General features: G+C 63.3%; 13 protein-coding genes. 12 read left to right on the forward strand and 1 reads right to left on the reverse strand.

Features of this window, described 5'->3' with window-relative positions; genetic code table 11:
* From HU764_RS26320 to HU764_RS26345, 6 genes are all read left to right on the forward strand, one after another.
* A partial coding sequence (locus tag HU764_RS26320; protein ID WP_217835019.1) for an immunoglobulin-like domain-containing protein occupies nucleotides 1-3,817 on the forward strand: 3,817 nt, incomplete at its 5' end.
* A 163-nt stretch (nucleotides 3,818-3,980) separates the two neighbouring features.
* Entirely contained in the window at nucleotides 3,981-4,322 is a 342-nt protein-coding gene (locus HU764_RS26325; RefSeq protein ID WP_027595105.1) for a hypothetical protein, read from the forward strand.
* 200 nt (nucleotides 4,323-4,522) lie between these two features.
* Nucleotides 4,523-5,422: a TauD/TfdA dioxygenase family protein gene (locus tag HU764_RS26330; RefSeq protein WP_085273907.1), complete on the forward strand. Its 900-nt coding sequence runs from the start codon at nucleotides 4,523-4,525 to the stop codon at nucleotides 5,420-5,422.
* An 18-nt stretch (nucleotides 5,423-5,440) separates the two neighbouring features.
* Nucleotides 5,441-6,460, forward strand: coding sequence for an ABC transporter substrate-binding protein (locus tag HU764_RS26335; protein WP_099452582.1), 1,020 nt, complete (start codon nucleotides 5,441-5,443; stop codon nucleotides 6,458-6,460).
* A 6-nt stretch (nucleotides 6,461-6,466) separates the two neighbouring features.
* Nucleotides 6,467-7,330 carry an ABC transporter ATP-binding protein gene (locus HU764_RS26340; RefSeq protein WP_027595108.1) on the forward strand — a complete coding sequence of 288 codons (864 nt, stop codon included), beginning with the start codon at nucleotides 6,467-6,469 and terminating at the stop codon, nucleotides 7,328-7,330.
* Between the two features lie 14 nt (nucleotides 7,331-7,344).
* On the forward strand, nucleotides 7,345-8,208 hold the full coding sequence (locus HU764_RS26345; RefSeq protein WP_027595109.1) for an ABC transporter permease: 864 nt from the start codon (nucleotides 7,345-7,347) through the stop codon (nucleotides 8,206-8,208).
* A 56-nt stretch (nucleotides 8,209-8,264) separates the two neighbouring features.
* Here the strand turns inward: HU764_RS26345 and HU764_RS26350 are convergent, their stop codons facing one another.
* Nucleotides 8,265-8,825: a WYL domain-containing protein gene (locus HU764_RS26350; protein WP_027595110.1), complete on the reverse strand. Its 561-nt coding sequence runs from the start codon at nucleotides 8,823-8,825 to the stop codon at nucleotides 8,265-8,267.
* 206 nt (nucleotides 8,826-9,031) lie between these two features.
* On the opposite strand from HU764_RS26350, the gene HU764_RS26355 reads away from it, so the two are divergent.
* The 6 genes from HU764_RS26355 (at nucleotide 9,032) to HU764_RS26380 (ending at nucleotide 15,149) form a co-directional block, all read left to right on the forward strand.
* Nucleotides 9,032-9,826 (forward strand): tetratricopeptide repeat protein, encoded by a 795-nt coding sequence (locus HU764_RS26355; protein ID WP_099452585.1) that lies wholly within the window; start codon nucleotides 9,032-9,034, stop codon nucleotides 9,824-9,826.
* A 287-nt stretch (nucleotides 9,827-10,113) separates the two neighbouring features.
* Nucleotides 10,114-10,566 (forward strand): MarR family winged helix-turn-helix transcriptional regulator, encoded by a 453-nt coding sequence (locus tag HU764_RS26360; protein ID WP_186703104.1) that lies wholly within the window; start codon nucleotides 10,114-10,116, stop codon nucleotides 10,564-10,566.
* Nucleotides 10,563-12,650, forward strand: coding sequence for an FUSC family protein (locus HU764_RS26365; RefSeq protein WP_186703105.1), 2,088 nt, complete (start codon nucleotides 10,563-10,565; stop codon nucleotides 12,648-12,650). The genes HU764_RS26360 and HU764_RS26365 overlap by 4 nt, the downstream gene beginning before the upstream one ends.
* The gene (locus HU764_RS26370; RefSeq protein WP_027595114.1) at nucleotides 12,647-12,859 is read left to right on the forward strand and encodes a DUF1656 domain-containing protein; all 213 of its coding nucleotides are present in this window, start codon (nucleotides 12,647-12,649) and stop codon (nucleotides 12,857-12,859) included. Before HU764_RS26365 ends, HU764_RS26370 begins: the two co-directional genes overlap by 4 nt.
* Nucleotides 12,856-13,731, forward strand: coding sequence for an efflux RND transporter periplasmic adaptor subunit (locus HU764_RS26375; RefSeq protein ID WP_099428035.1), 876 nt, complete (start codon nucleotides 12,856-12,858; stop codon nucleotides 13,729-13,731). Before HU764_RS26370 ends, HU764_RS26375 begins: the two co-directional genes overlap by 4 nt.
* On the forward strand, nucleotides 13,728-15,149 hold the full coding sequence (locus tag HU764_RS26380) for an efflux transporter outer membrane subunit (RefSeq protein ID WP_186703106.1): 1,422 nt from the start codon (nucleotides 13,728-13,730) through the stop codon (nucleotides 15,147-15,149). Before HU764_RS26375 ends, HU764_RS26380 begins: the two co-directional genes overlap by 4 nt.
* Nucleotides 15,150-15,289: the final 140 nt, after the last annotated feature.

Raw genomic sequence — 15,289 nt, forward strand, 5'->3', positions numbered from 1 at the left:
TGCTCAAGGCGAAGACGTGTACGTCGATGCCGGCTCACTGACCGTCAGCATCACCGGCACCAGCGTGCCGGACGGCCGCCAGTTCGAAAACCTGGTCGTCAGCAAGCCTTCGGCCTCGGTGGACATCAAGGACACCTCGAACGAAGTCATCGCCAAGCTGACCGCCACGCCTTCGGTCACCGAAGGCGGTGTGATCACCTACACCGTTACTCTGACCAGCAAAGATGGCCTGCCGATCAACAACCACGGCGCCCTGACCTTCACCTTGAGCGACGGCAAAACCGTCATCAACGTGCCGGCCAACAGTGCAACAGGCTTCGTCAACGTGGCTGCGCCGGATGATGTGTATATCGGCCAGACCTCTGTCGGCCTGGCGCTGCAGTCGGTAGGCGGCGCGGGTGCCAGCAAGTTCGAGCAGCTGACGCTGGACAAAACCACAGCCACCACCGTGGTCAACGACGAGCCAGGTGTCGGCACCCCAGGCACTGGCAACCAGGGCGATGTGACCACCATCGGTATCACCGGCACCACCTCGTTGACCGAAGGTGAAACCGGCAAATACACCCTGACCCTGAGCAGCCCGGCTAAAACGGAAGTCACCGTTACCCTGACCTACAGCGGCACCGCTAACGGCCAGGACTACACCGCGGTCACCACCGTGAAGATCCCGGCCAACAGCAGCAGCGTCACGTTCGATATCAAGACCATCGACGACAAGCTGGTTGAAGGTACCGAGAACTTCACCGTGACCATCGGCGCTGCCACCGGTGGCAACTTCGAAAACCTGCAGGTCGATAGCACCAAGGCGAGTGTCACCACCAACATCCTCGACAACGACCACCTGCCGGTTTCGACTGGCGGCGCGGTCAATGGCGTGGAAGACACCGACTACCTGTTCACCTGGAACGACTTCAAGGTCACCGATGCCGATGGCAACACCGGCCTGTTCGTGACCATCACCTCGCTGCCGGTCGACGGTAGCCTGAAGTTCTACAACGGCACCGCATGGGTCGATGTGAAAGCGGGCCAGGTCGTCAGCCAGGCCGACATCACCAGCAACTACCTGAAGTTCGTGCCGAAGGCGAACGAGTCGGGCACCGACGGCTATGGCGGCTCGGGCGTCGGCAACAAACAGGCTGACTACGCGCAGTTCAAGTACAAGCCGAACGACGGCACCAACTTGGGCAGCGAAGTGACCATGAAGGTCGACATCAGTCCGGTGGCCGACAAACCGACCCTGACGATTGGCAGTACCGATGTCGTGTCCAAAGGCCTGACCAAGGAAGTCTGGACCACCCTCAAAGGGCTGGGTACCGACGGCAACGGCATCACTGGCGACGCGCTGAAAACGGTCTTCGCCAACTCCGGCAGTGCTACCTCCAGTGCGACCACCACCAACGTGCAGTCCGATGGCAGCGTCACCGCTGGCACCGGTTCGAAAACGTCGGGCCTGCTCTTCCTGGAAGCCGGCAAGACCTACACCTTCAGCGGCATCGCCGATGACAGCCTGGTGGTCACCATTGGTGGCAAGACCGTGGTAACTGCGACCTGGGGCGCGGGTGGCCAGATTTCTGGCACCTTCACCCCAACGTCCAGCGGCTACTACCCGATCGAGGTTTACCACGCCAACCAATCAGGCCCTGGTAGCTATGACCTGAACATTCAGGCGGGCTCCGGTGCCGTCACCGACCTGAGCAGCAGTAACATCCCGATGTACCAGAACGTGACCGAGATGGCCAACGCTGGCCTGGGCGTGTCCGATCTGCACACCGTCAATGGCCAGAGCTACTACGACGGCTACAAGCTCAACGAAGGGCCGGAAGGTGGCTCGGTCAAGCTGGTCAGCATCAGCACCGGCCTGACCGACACCGATGGTTCCGAGACCTTGAGCGTGACCCTCAGCGGCATTCCGAAAGGGACTGTGCTGAGCGATGGCGCGGGCCACACCGTGACTGTCGGCGGTACGCCGGTGGACGTGACAGGCTGGAAACTCAGCGGCCTGACCCTGACCCCGCCGGCGTACTACAAAGGCACGTTCGACATCACAGTCACCTCCACGGCCACCGAAAGCCTCGGCGGTTCAGACAGCATCACCGGCAAGATCCCGGTCACTGTCTACGGCGCCACCTACAAGGCGACGGTGGGTACCTCGGGCGATGACACCATCAATGGCAGCGAAGGCAACGACATCATCGTCGCCGACGTGGCTGGCCTGAACGTGGTGGCGGGCAAGAACTACAACATCGCCTTCATGGTCGACAGCTCGGGCAGTATGAGCAACCAGTCCGTCGCCGCGGCCAAGGCGCAGTTGGCATCGGTGTTCCAGACGCTGAAAGCCAGCCTGGGCGCTGATACCTCGGGGACGGTGAATATCTTCATCGCCGACTTCGATACCCAGGTAAACAAGAACGTGGCGGTCAACCTTGCCGATACCGACGCACTGGCCAAGCTTCAGGCGGTGTTGGACTCGATGGTGGGTGGTTCAAGCTACGGCGGTGGTACCAACTATGAGGATGTGTTCAAAACCACGGCCAACTTCTTCAAGAGCACCATGGCTACCGGTAACAGCGGTGCAGAGAACCTGACCTACTTCATCACCGACGGTAAGCCGACTTATTACCAGACCAATGAAACGACCAATTACCGCCTGTGGAGCGGCGGCAAGTACCTGGATGACGTAGTCAACGTCAACAACTACAAGGTGGGTGACACCTTCAGTGTCTGGGCCGACGCAACGCACAAAGTTGAAATCAATAGCGAAGGCAGCCTCAAAGTGCTGACCTACACAGAAAACCGTTGGGGCAACCTGGTGCTTGATTCCACCCGCACGATCGGGACGATTCATGCTCAAGGGGATGGCACCTACGAGTTCTCCGGCCTGGGCGGTACCGGTTATGCCGATTCCTATAACTACTGGGATTCGGCGAACAACACGTCTGCCAGCTTCGCCCTCTTGGGTGGGACTAACGGTGTAAGCAAGGTGCAGGCAATTGGTTTGAACAGCGATGTCAGCCTGACTGACCTGAAGCCATACGACAGCGCCGGCAAGCCGCAGGCCAATATCGACCCATCCAACCTGGCCAGCGCGATCCTCGGGCATTCCGAGGCGACCCTGCCAGGCGCCGACAAGGTCGATGGCGGCAACGGCAACGACATCATCTTCGGTGACCTGATCACCCTCAACGGTGTCGTCAGCGAGGGCTACCAAGCCCTGCAGGCGTACGTTGCGCAGAAGAGCGGTGTCGAGGCCAGTGCCATCACCACCAACAATGTCCACCAGTACATCACCGAGCACTACACCGAGTTCGATATCTCCGGTGCCAACGACGGCAAGGATTTCCTGTCGGGCGGCAATGGCAACGACATCCTCTTCGGCCAAGGTGGCGATGACACGCTCGATGGTGGCAAAGGTAACGACATCCTGTTGGGCGGTACCGGCAAGGACATCCTGATCGGTGGCCAAGGCGATGACATCCTGATCGGCGGTAGCGGTGCGGACACCTTCGTGTGGAAGTCGGGCGATGTCGGCAACGACGTGATCAAGGACTTCAAGGTGGCCGAGGGTGACCGTATCGATCTGAAGGATCTGCTTCAGTTCGAGAAGGGCAGCACCATCGACAACTACCTGAAGATCACCACGGTGGACGGCACCTCGACGCTGCAGGTCAGCAGCGAGGGCAAGCTCAACGCCACTGGTGGCCTGGCCAACGCCGATGTGACGATCAAGCTGGAAGGGGTCAACTGGTCCAATACCTCGATCAACTCGTTGATCAGCGGTGGCGACCCGACCATCCGTATCGATAACAAAGACAGCTGATGCTCAGCCCACCCGGGCGGTCGAAACGACCGCCCGGGTGGGTGCCGGCTCTTTCCTGCCTTCCCCTGACAGCGCATACTCGTGCGCCGGGCCTGCGTGCCCGGGAATCTTTGCCTATGCTGCTGTCTACCTACAAGGAACCAACGTGACGAGGGACACCGCCATGTTCTACGTGCAACGCAACGCTAGCGGCCAGTTGCTGCGGGTAGAAGCAGCCTCTTTTGACGAATTCACCGAAATACTCCCTGCTGACCATGCCGACGTTCAGGAATGGTTTGCCGACGACGAAGTGGAAAACAGCCTCAAAGAGCTCAAGCAAAGTGACCTGGACATGATCCGCGTGCTTGAAGACTTGATCGATGTGCTGACCGCCAAGGGTGTGTTCAGCATCACCGACCTGCCGGCTGGGGCGCAGGCCAAGCTGCTTAACCGTTCCAAGGCGCGCAAGGCGCTGGGCAGCCTGAACAACCTGATCGATGAAGAAGAGCAGGGCGGGTTGATCTGACCGCGGATCAGCCCCGATCTACAGTGATATGGTTATTCATTAAAGATATTTAAAATATCTTTCTTATGACTTTATAGTTGCTCCCACTGCGTACCCGTCGACCAATCGATGCGCCGCACGACTTGAACCCACACGGGAAATCCCCGTGCGTTTCTGATCGTTGCGCGCCTTTGACGTCGCGCACTGCGTGGGAGTGAACCATGTCCGCCGCCTCGAACGCCTTGTCGTCCATCGACAGCGCCCAGCCGCAAAGCTTTGAAATCCGCCCGTTCTCCGGTGCCGTCGGTGCCGAGATCATCGGCCTGGACCTGACCCGACCGGTCAACGCCGAGGATTTCACCCAAATTCATCGCGCCCACCTCGATCACCATGTACTGGTGTTCCGCGACCAGCGCATCACCCCAGAGCAACAGATCAGCTTCAGCCGCCGTTTCGGCGAGCTGCAGATTCATGTGCTCAAGCAGTTCCTGCTGACCGGGCACCCCGAAATCCTGATCGTTTCCAACATCGTCGAAGACGGTCGCAACGTCGGCCTGGGCGATGCTGGCAAGTTCTGGCATTCGGACCTGTCGTATAAAGAGCTCCCCAGCCTGGGTTCGATGCTGCATGCCCAGGAGTTGCCCAGCGAGGGCGGCGATACGCTGTTCGCCGATATGCACAAAGCCTGGGACGCCGTGCCCGAAGCCCTGCGCAAGGTAATCGCCGGCCGCGACGCGGCTCATTCCTACACGGCCCGGTATGCCGAGACCAAGTTCGAAGGCAACTGGCGCCCGGCCCTCAGCGCCGAGCAATTGGCCCAAGTACAGGAAGTGATCCACCCGGTGGTACGCACCCACCCGGAAAACGGCCGCAAGGCGCTGTTCGTCAGCGAAGGCTTCACCACCCGCATCGTCGGCCTGCCAGACGACGAAAGCCGCGACGTGCTGCAGCAGCTGTATGCCCTGAGCGTGCTTGAGCAGAACATCTACCGCCATCAGTGGCAGCCCCACGACTTGGTGTTCTGGGACAACCGTTCGCTGATCCACCTCGCCACTGGCTGCCCGGCGCACCTGCGGCGCAAGCTCTATCGCACCACCATCCAGGGCGATGCCCCGTTCTGACGACTGAGGAAACACACCATGCGTAAATCCATCAGCCGCCTGGCGGCAAGCATTGGCCTGGGCGCGAGCCTGGTCGTCGGCAGCCTGGCGGCCCCCGCCGTGGCCCAGGCCGAAGGCAAAATCCGCATCGCGGAACAATTCGGCATCGTCTACTTGTTGTTGAACGTGGTGCGTGACCAGCACCTGATCGAAAAACACGGTAAAGAACAGGGCGTCGACATTGAAGTCGACTGGGCCCAGCTCTCGGGCGGCGCGGCCATCAACGATGCGCTGTTGTCCGGCTCGGTGGATATCGCCGGTGCTGGCGTTGGCCCGCTGCTGACCGTCTGGGACCGCACCAAAGGCCGGCAGAACGTGAAGGCGGTCGCCTCGCTTGGCAACTTCCCGTATTACCTGGTCAGCAGCAACCCGAATGTGAAGACCATCGCTGACATCTCCGAGAAAGACCGCATCGCCGTGCCAGCCGTGGGCGTCTCCGTGCAGTCGCGCTTCCTGCAGTACGCCGCCGCCCAGCAGTGGGGCGACAAGGAATACAACCGCCTCGACAAGTACACCCTGGCCGTACCGCACCCCGATGCCACGGCCGCGCTGATCGCCGGTGGCACCGAACTGAACGGGCACTTCTCCAACCCGCCGTTCCAGGACCAGGCGTTGGCCAACAAGGATGTGCACGTTGTGCTCAACAGCTACGACCTGCTTGGCCCCAACTCGCCGACCCTGTTGTTCGCCACTGAAAAATTCCGTAAGGACAACCCCAAGACCTACAAAGCCTTCGTCGACGCGCTGGCCGAGGCCGCAGACTTTGCCCAGAAGGACAAGGCCGCCGCTGCTGACACGTACATCCGCGTGACCAAGGCCAAGATCGACCGCGATGTGCTGATCAAGCTGATCGACAACCCGCAGTACGAGTTCACGGTAACGCCGAAGAACACCTACAAACTGGCGGATTTCCTGTATCGGGTTGGCGCCATCAAGCACAAGCCGGAGTCGTGGAAGGATTACTTCTTCCAGGATGAACGCCCGCTACAAGGGAGCTGATCGATCATGACCGCCCCATTGCCAGGCCACGCGGCCAGCAACCTGAGCCGTGTCGCCACGCCACCGCTGCTCTCGGTGGATAACCTCAGCCTCGAATACCGCACCGCGCAACGCGTGGTGCGGGCCACCCACCAGGTCAGCTTCGAAGTCGACCGCGCCGACCGTTTCGTCTTGCTGGGGCCTTCGGGCTGCGGCAAGTCCACCTTGCTCAAGGCCGTGGCCGGGTTCATCGAGCCCCAGGAAGGGCAGATTCTGCTGCAGGGTCAGCCCGTCAAAGGCCCCGGCCCTGACCGCATCGTGGTGTTTCAAGAGTTCGACCAGTTGCCACCCTGGAAGACGGTAAAGCAGAACGTCATGTTCCCTTTGCTGGTATCGGGCCAGCTCAAGCGTGCCGAGGCCGAGGACCGGGCGCTGCACTACCTGGACAAAGTCGGCCTGGCCGCCTTTGCCGATGCCTACCCACACACCCTTTCTGGCGGCATGAAGGCGCGCGTGGCGATTGCCCGGGCCTTGGCCACCCAGCCGAAGATCCTGCTGATGGACGAGCCGTTCGCCGCGCTGGACGCGCTGACCCGGCGCAAGATGCAGGAAGAGCTGCTGCTGCTGTGGGAAGAGGTGCGCTTTACCCTGCTGTTCGTGACCCACTCCATCGAAGAAGCGCTGGTGGTCGGCAACCGCATCTTGCTGCTGTCGCCGCACCCAGGCCGGGTACGGGCCGAGGTACACAGCCATCAATACGACCTTGGCAGCCTGGGCGCCGCCGATTTCCAGGCCAGTGCCCGGCGTATCCATCGCCTGTTGTTCGATGAAGCGGACACGCCCGAGCAGGCCGACGACCTTGGCTTCAACGATATCCGTATCGCCTACTGACAGGAGCTTCAGCCATGACCACTACACCTGTACGTCAGGAATACGAGGTGCAGCTGGAGCCGCTGCTCAGTGTGCCTCTGGAACGCCAACTGCCCTTAGCCCAGCGCTTGTGGCAGCAAGGCTGGCTGCGCAAGGCTGTCATCCTGGTGGTGATCGCCGCGCTGTGGGAGGCCGTGGCCCGCTATCAAGGCAACGACCTGCTGCTGCCAAGCTTTCTGCAAACCTCTGCTGCGCTGTGGGACGGCCTGCTCAGTGGCGAGTTGCCCGCCAAGGTCGGCGTGTCGCTGGTGATCCTGCTCAAGGGCTATGTGCTGGGTATTGTGCTGGCGTTCGGCTTGACCAGCCTGGCGGTGTCGACCCAGCTTGGCCGTGACCTGCTGGGCACCTTGACCTCCATGTTCAACCCCTTGCCGGCAATCGCCTTGCTGCCGCTGGCGCTGTTGTGGTTCGGCCTGGGCGACAACAGCTTGATCTTCGTGCTGGTGCACTCGGTGCTATGGGCGCTGGCGCTGAATACGTATGCGGGCTTTCTCGGGGTGTCCGAGACGTTGCGCATGGCCGGTCGCAACTATGGCCTCAAGGGCCTGCGCTTGGTGCTGCACATCCTGGTGCCGGCGGCCTTGCCGTCGATTCTGTCGGGCTTGAAGATCGGCTGGGCGTTTGCCTGGCGCACCTTGATTGCCGCCGAACTGGTGTTTGGCGCCAGCAGCGGCAAGGGCGGGCTGGGTTGGTACATCTTCCAGAACCGCAACGAGCTGTACACCGACAAGGTGTTTGCCGGGTTGGCGGTGGTGATCTTGATTGGTTTGCTGGTCGAGGGGTTGGTGTTCAACACCCTGGAGCGGCTGACCGTGCGGCGGTGGGGGATGCAGCGCTAGCCAGTAAGCCTGTATCGGCCTCTTCGCGGGCTTGCCCGCGAAGAGGCCGATACAGGCTATGGATTCTGGTACTGAGCCGCCGCATTGCTCAGCATCTTGCCGATCTCTTCGCGCAACCCCTCTGGTTGCTCAACCACCACCCCATCCCCCTGGCTCAGCAGCCACCAACGCAGCGGCCAGCCATCGCTTACCGTGGCCCGCAACCGATGCCCATGCTCCAGCGCCGTCAGCTGCATGTCGCTGCTCAACGGCGCCTCGCGCAACTGCCGCGCCAAGGCATCACTGACCCGCGCCACCAGCTCTACCCCCTCGCCTTGGGCCGGCTGCAGCGCATCACCGCGCAAGTACGTCAGCAAGTCGAAATTGCCGCGCAGCTCGCCCACGGCACTCGACGACCAGTGCCAGCCGAACGGTATGCTCTTGTCATTGCGCTCCAGCGGAAAAATCAGCGACAACTCGTTGAGGTCGCGCTCAACCGTGCGTTTGCTGACATTGAACCCCACATCACGCAGGCGCCACACCAGCTCGGCGCTGGTGATGCCTGGGGAGCGGCTGGGCAGTTGGCGCAGCAACGCCCACTGACGACTGAGGGTGGCGCGAGTGGTGGCGAACGGCAAAAGATAACGTCCTTGTCTAGGCTTGCCGCAATAGGATGGCGGCACGAGCGGGGCATGGCAATTGGCCACAGCCTGCTCAGATCAAGGAAGTCGCATTTGGTTGCCTCGTGCCGAATCGTTCGCGACAGGTTTTGTCGTGACGTCACGCAGAATCACGCCTCATCACAGCCGAGGTCGAGGTTGTGTGTCGTTCAATGAGGATGAACATGTCTGCTGCCAGCAATATCCATTCGCTGCTTGCCCGTCTTCTGCCAGAGCGGGTCATCGCCCCGCCAGCCCCTGCCGGGAGGCGTCATCGGCTGTTTGCCGGGGTCGGGCTGCCCAGCCAGCGGTCGTTGCTGGTCAGCCGCCTGGACGAGGCCAGCGATTTGCAGGGTGTGTACGCCGACCTGCGCCGCCAAGCGCTGCAAGGCAGCGTGGCCGCACTGAATGACCTCGGCTGGATCTGGCTCAATGGCAAGTACTGGCGTGCCGACACCGTGCTGGCCGGCCACCTGTTGCGCATGGCGGCCTTGCAGGGTAACGCCGCGGCCTGGTTCAACCTGGGCCAGCAGCATTACTTCGGCAAAGGCATCGACACGTCTTACGTGCAGGCGGCCGAGTGTTATCGGCAGGCGTTTGACCGCGGCATGTTGCATGCTGCCGCCGCACTCGGTGACTTGTATGAAGAAGAAGTGTGCGATGGCGACCTGGACTGGCAGGTCGACCTGGTGCAGGCCTACCAATGGTTTTTGCGCGGTGCCCAGCGGGGCGAAGCGCGGTGCCGGTTCGAGGTGGGGTACCGGCTGATGCATGGCCTGTATGTGGAGGCTGATATCAAAGGCGCGCTGTATTGGCTTGAGCTGGCGGCTGCGGCCGGGGTGATGCAGGCGGCCGAGGAGCTGGCGGTGCACTTCAGCAGCCGCGACCGCGCGCGGTACCTGGACTGGCGCGACCGGGCCGTGCAGATGGGTAGTACGCTGGCGCTGACGATGAAGCTGGAAGACCAGGTCCAGCCCTGATTGTTAAAGCAAATTCGGCCCGCAACGCACTCCCATGTAGGAGCGGCCTTGCGTCGCGAAAGGGCTGCGAAGCAGCCCCAGATTCTATCGTCTATGCAGATATTGCTGGGGCTGCTTCGCAGCCCTTTCGCGACGCAAGGCCGCTCCTACACACAGAGCGCGCACGGGCTAAAGACCACGCATGAACAGAATTTCACCCACGCTACCCGTCGCCCACTGTTGACGGCAGGGGGAGGGCCAGGCGTATATTGATAGTTAGCAAACTATGAATATCCTTGGTTCCTTTCATGACCCTTGATCTCCTGCGCCTGCAAGTCAGCAGCGGCATGGTGGTTGCCGCTCGCCATTGGCGGCGCATCTGCCACGCGGCTCTGACGGCCTACGGCATTTCTGAAGCCTGCGCCGCGCCGCTGTTGATGATCGTGCGCCTGGGCGACGGCGTGCACCAGGTGGCGGTGGCTCAGGCCGCTGGCCTCGAAAGCCCGTCGCTGGTACGCCTGCTCGACCAGCTGTGCAAAGCCGGGCTGGTGTGCCGCAGCGAGGACCCTCTCGACCGCCGCGCCAAGGCCCTGAGCCTGACCGCCGAAGGCCGCGCCTTGGCCGAATCCATCGAAGCCGAGTTGGTGCGCTTGCGCCGTGAGGTGCTGCAGGGCATCGACCAGGCTGACCTCGAGGCCGCCTTGCGCGTGCTGCGCGCGTTCGAAGCCGCTGGCCTCGGCACACCCGGCGGGGCAGCATGAACGGATTCTTCAGCTCAGTACCCCCAGCCCGCGATTGGTTCTACGGCGTGCGCACCTTCGCCGCGTCGATGATCGCCCTGTACATTGCCCTGCTCATGCAGCTGCCGCGCCCGTACTGGGCGATGGCGACCGTCTACATCGTCTCCAGCCCGTTCGTCGGCCCGACCAGTTCCAAGGCCCTGTACCGCGCCCTGGGCACCTTGCTCGGGGCCGGCGGGGCGATATTCCTGGTGCCACCCTTGGTGCAGTCGCCGCTGTTGCTGAGCGTCGCCATCGCCTTGTGGACCGGCACCTTGCTGTTCCTCTCGCTGAACCTGCGCACCGCCAACAACTACGTGCTGATGCTGGCGGGCTACACGCTACCGATGATTGCCCTGGCCGTGGTCGACAACCCCACCGCGGTGTTCGATGTGGCCTCGTCGCGGGCTCAGGAAATTTGCCTGGGCATCGTCTGCGCGGCCGTGGTCGGTGCAATCTTCTGGCCGCGCCGCCTGGCCCCGGTGGTGGTCGGCTCGACCGGCAACTGGTTTGCCGAGGCGATCCGCTACAGTGATACCTACCTGGCCCGTGACGTCGCCGCCGACAAGGTGGGCGGCATGCGTGCTTCGATGGTGGCCACGTTCAACACCCTGGAAATGATGATCGGCCAGCTCGGCCACGAGGGTGCCGGCCCCCACACCCTGAAGAACGCCAGCGAGCTGCGTGGGCGGATGATCCACCTGCTGCCGGTGATCGACGCCCTGGACGACGCCCTGGTCGCCCTCGAAGGCCGTGCGCCTTTGCAGTTCGCCCAGTTGCAACCGTTGCTGGCCGAGGCCCGCGAGTGGCTCAAAGGCACTGCCGACGATGCCTCCCTGGCGCCCTGGGCCGCCTTGCACGAGCAGATCACCCGCCTGCAACCCAGCGCCGCCGCACTGGACCAGCGCGCCGGCCTGTTGCTGTCCAACGCCTTGTATCGCCTGACCGAGTGGGTCGACCTCTGGCAAGACTGCTGCACCCTCCAGCACGCCCTGCGCAAGGACGACGCCACGCCCTGGCGCGCTGCTTACCGCCACTGGCGCTTGAGCCGCCTGACGCCCTTCTTCGACCGGGGCCTGATGCTGTACTCGGTGTTCTCCACCGTCACCGCGATCATCGTCGCCAGCGGCTTGTGGATTCTGCTCGGCTGGAACGACGGCGGCAGTGCGGTCATCCTCGCGGCCGTGGCCTGCAGCTTCTTTGCCGCGATGGACGACCCGGCGCCGCAGATCTACCGGTTCTTCTTCTGGACGCTGATGTCGGTGATCTTCTCCAGCGTCTACCTGTTCCTGGTGCTGCCCAACCTGCACGACTTCCCGATGCTGGTGCTGGCATTCGCCGTGCCGTTCATCTGCGTCGGCACGCTGACCGTGCAGCCGCGCTTCTACCTCGGCACCTTGCTGACCATCGTCAACACCGCCACCTTCATCAGCATCCAGGGCGCGTACGACGCAGACTTCCTGACCTTTATCAACGCCAACCTGGCCGGCCCGGTGGGGCTGCTGTTCGCGTTCATCTGGACCTTGCTGCTGCGCCCGTTCGGCGTCGAGTTGGCAGCCAAGCGCATGACCCGCTTCGCCTGGCGCGACATCGTCGAGATGACCCAGCCCGCCACCCTGGCCGAACACCGCCAGGTCGGGGTACAGATGCTCGACCGCCTGATGCAGCACCTGCCGCGCTTGTCGCAGACCGGCCAGGACAGCGGCGTGGCACTGCGTGACCTGCGCGTGGGCCTGAACCTGCTCGACTTGCTGGCCTACATGCCCCGCGCCAACCCGCAGGCCCGTGAGCGCCTGGCCACGGTCATCGAGGAAGTCGGCGCCCACTACGCCGCCTGCCTGCGCGCCAACCAACGCCTGCACGCCCCGGCCACGTTGCTGCGCAACATGGAGCGCGCGCGGCAAGGGTTGGCGCTGGATGACCACAACGACCGCGGCGATGCCCGCGTGCACCTGCTGCATGCCCTGAGTGGCCTGCGCTTGGCCTTGCTGCCTGGGGTCGAGGTGATGCTCGAGCCGACCGAACAACCGCAACTGCCCCCCGGCATCGATGGAGCCCCACTGTGATCGGTGATCTGGATATCAGCGGGGTGTTTCTGCCCACGCTGCTGGTGATGATGGTGTTCACCTACCTGCTGTTTCTGGGCGTGCACGCTTTGCTTGTGCGCCTGCATTTCTACCGCCTGGTCTGGCACCGGGCTTTGTTCAACGTTGCCCTCTACGCCGTGATGCTGGGCGCGGTCGACCACTTTTGCCGAAACCTGATGCTGCCATGAAAAAACCTTTGCTGACCCTGGGCCGTGTGGTCCTGACCTTGCTGGTCGTGAGTTTCGCCGCCGTGCTCGTGTGGCAGATGGTGGGCTACTACCTGTTCGCCCCCTGGACCCGCGACGGCCACATCCGCGCCGACGTGATCCAGATCGCCCCGGATGTGTCCGGGCTAATCCAGAAGGTCGAGGTGCGTGACAACCAGGTGGTCAAGCGCGGCGACGTGCTGTTCACCATCGACCAGGACCGCTTCAGCCTGGCCCTGCGCCAGGCCAAGGCGACCCTCGCCGAGCGCGAGGAAACCCTGGCCCAAGCTGCTCGCGAGACGCGCCGTAACCGCAAGCTGGGCAACCTGGTCGCGGCCGAGCAACTGGAAGAGAGCCAGTCCCGCGAAGCCCGCGCCCGCTCGGCGGTCAACGAGGCACAGGTGGCTGTCGATACTGCACAGCTCAACCTCGATCGCTCGGTGGTACGCAGCCCGGTGGACGGCTACCTCAACGACCGCGCCCCGCGTAACCACGAATTCGTCACCGCCGGCCGCCCTGTACTGTCGGTGGTCGACAGCGCCTCGTACCACGTCGATGGCTACTTCGAAGAAACCAAGCTCGGTGGCATCCACATCGGCGATGCCGTGGACATCCGCGTGATGGGCGACAACACCCGCCTGCGCGGCCACGTACAAAGCTTTGCCGCCGGCATCGAAGACCGCGACCGCAGCAGCGGCGCCAACCTGCTGCCCAACGTCAACCCGGCGTTCAGCTGGGTGCGCCTGGCCCAGCGGATCCCGGTGCGTATCGCCTTCGACGAAGTGCCGGAAGACTTCCGCATGATCGCCGGGCGCACGGCCACGGTGTCGATCATCGAGGACAAGCGCCCATGAAACACCTGATGCTGGTGGGCATGGCCCTGTCCCTCGGTGCCTGTGCCCTGGTTGGCCCGGATTACGAAGTGCCGAAAGACGCGGCCGTGCAGCGCAGCGACCTCAACGGCCCGCTACGCCAGGACGCCGACAGTGTGGTGTCGGCGCCGGTGCCCGAAGACTGGTGGCAGCTGTACCAGGATCAGCGCCTCAACCAACTGGTGCGCCAGGCATTGAGCGCCAATACCGAGCTGCGGGTGGCTGCGGCCAACATCGCCAAGGCCCGCGCCCAGGTCGAAGTGGCCGAATCGCAGGGCGGTTTCAGTGGTGGCATAAAGGCTGGCGCCCAGCGCTTGCAGGAGTCTGGCGAGGCCTTTTTGCTGCCCGAGAAGGTACCCGTGGCCAATATCGGTGAAGCCATCATCAGCGCCTCCTACCAGTTCGACCTGTGGGGCACGTTCAAGCGCGGCACCGAGGCGGCCAAGGCCAACGCCGACGCGGTGCAGGCCGCAGCGGACACCGCGCGCATCACCCTGGTGGCGGATGTGGTCAAGGCCTACACCCAGGTGTGCTCGGCCAACGAGGAATACCACATTGCCCGCGAGTCGCTGGACCTGCAGGAGCAAGGCGTAAAGCTGAACCAGCGCCTGCGCGATGCCGGCCGTGGCGACGAAACCCAGGTCACCCGCTCGCAGACCCAATTCAAATCCCTGCGCGCCGAACTGCCACGCTTCAAGGCCGAGCGCGAGACGGGCTTGTATACCCTCGCTGCACTGCTGGCCAAACCGGTCGAGCAGTTGCCCGCCGGCACCGCCGATTGCGCCGAACTGCCGCACCTGGCCCAACTGATCCCGGTAGGCGACGGTGCCGCGCTGCTCAAGCGCCGCCCCGACGTGCGCCAGGCCGAGCGCCAACTGGCGGCCGCCACCGCTTACATCGGCGTGGCCACGGGCGCGCTGTACCCGGATATCAGCATCGGCGCCCAGGTGGGCACCATCGGTATCCTCGAGAACCTTGGCGAGCCCTCCACCAACCGCTGGGGCTTTGGCCCACAGATCAGCTGGACCATCCCCACCAACGGCACCCGTGCCCGTATCCGCATGGCCGAAGCCTCGACCCAAGCGGCGCTGGCGCATTTCGACGGCGTGGTGCTGAACGCCATCCGCGAGACCCAGACCCGGCTGGCGCAGTACAGCGCCTTGCTCGACCGGCGTGATGCATTGGCCGAGGCAGAGAAGTCGGCCAAGGAAGCGGCGGACCAGACGCACCGGTATTACCAGGCTGGCCGTGAGTCGTTCCTGGCGGATTTGCAGGCGACGCGGACGTATACCGATATGCGCGCGCAGTTGGCGGCGGCGAATAGCCAGGTGGCGGTGGGGCAGATTGGGGTGTTTTTGGCGCTGGGTGGGGGATGGAAGGGGGCTGCTGGCAAGCCTTGATCATTGTGTGGTGGCGAGAAGGTGTTTGGCGACAGGATTGCGGCGCCTATGAGATCGAGCGCCGCCCGCGCGGCGCTTCGCGGGGCAAGTCGGACCGCCGCACCGCCGCTCCCACATTTGTTTCGGGCCAGTTTCGCCTG

The sequence above is a fragment of the Pseudomonas kermanshahensis genome (assembly GCF_014269205.2).
Classification (GTDB): domain Bacteria; phylum Pseudomonadota; class Gammaproteobacteria; order Pseudomonadales; family Pseudomonadaceae; genus Aquipseudomonas; species Aquipseudomonas kermanshahensis.

What these genes read in the sequence shown, in the direction of transcription:
- HU764_RS26380 (WP_186703106.1), top strand. Translation starts at nt 13,728, where the DNA reads ATGAAACACCTGATGCTGGTGGGCATGGCCCTGTCCCTCGGTGCCTGT.
- HU764_RS26375 (WP_099428035.1), top strand. Translation starts at nt 12,856, where the DNA reads ATGAAAAAACCTTTGCTGACCCTGGGCCGTGTGGTCCTGACCTTGCTG.
- HU764_RS26325 (WP_027595105.1), top strand. Translation starts at nt 3,981, where the DNA reads ATGTTCTACGTGCAACGCAACGCTAGCGGCCAGTTGCTGCGGGTAGAA.
- HU764_RS26330 (WP_085273907.1), top strand. Translation starts at nt 4,523, where the DNA reads ATGTCCGCCGCCTCGAACGCCTTGTCGTCCATCGACAGCGCCCAGCCG.
- HU764_RS26340 (WP_027595108.1), top strand. Translation starts at nt 6,467, where the DNA reads ATGACCGCCCCATTGCCAGGCCACGCGGCCAGCAACCTGAGCCGTGTC.
- HU764_RS26345 (WP_027595109.1), top strand. Translation starts at nt 7,345, where the DNA reads ATGACCACTACACCTGTACGTCAGGAATACGAGGTGCAGCTGGAGCCG.
- HU764_RS26355 (WP_099452585.1), top strand. Translation starts at nt 9,032, where the DNA reads ATGTCTGCTGCCAGCAATATCCATTCGCTGCTTGCCCGTCTTCTGCCA.
- HU764_RS26365 (WP_186703105.1), top strand. Translation starts at nt 10,563, where the DNA reads ATGAACGGATTCTTCAGCTCAGTACCCCCAGCCCGCGATTGGTTCTAC.
- HU764_RS26360 (WP_186703104.1), top strand. Translation starts at nt 10,114, where the DNA reads ATGACCCTTGATCTCCTGCGCCTGCAAGTCAGCAGCGGCATGGTGGTT.
- HU764_RS26335 (WP_099452582.1), top strand. Translation starts at nt 5,441, where the DNA reads ATGCGTAAATCCATCAGCCGCCTGGCGGCAAGCATTGGCCTGGGCGCG.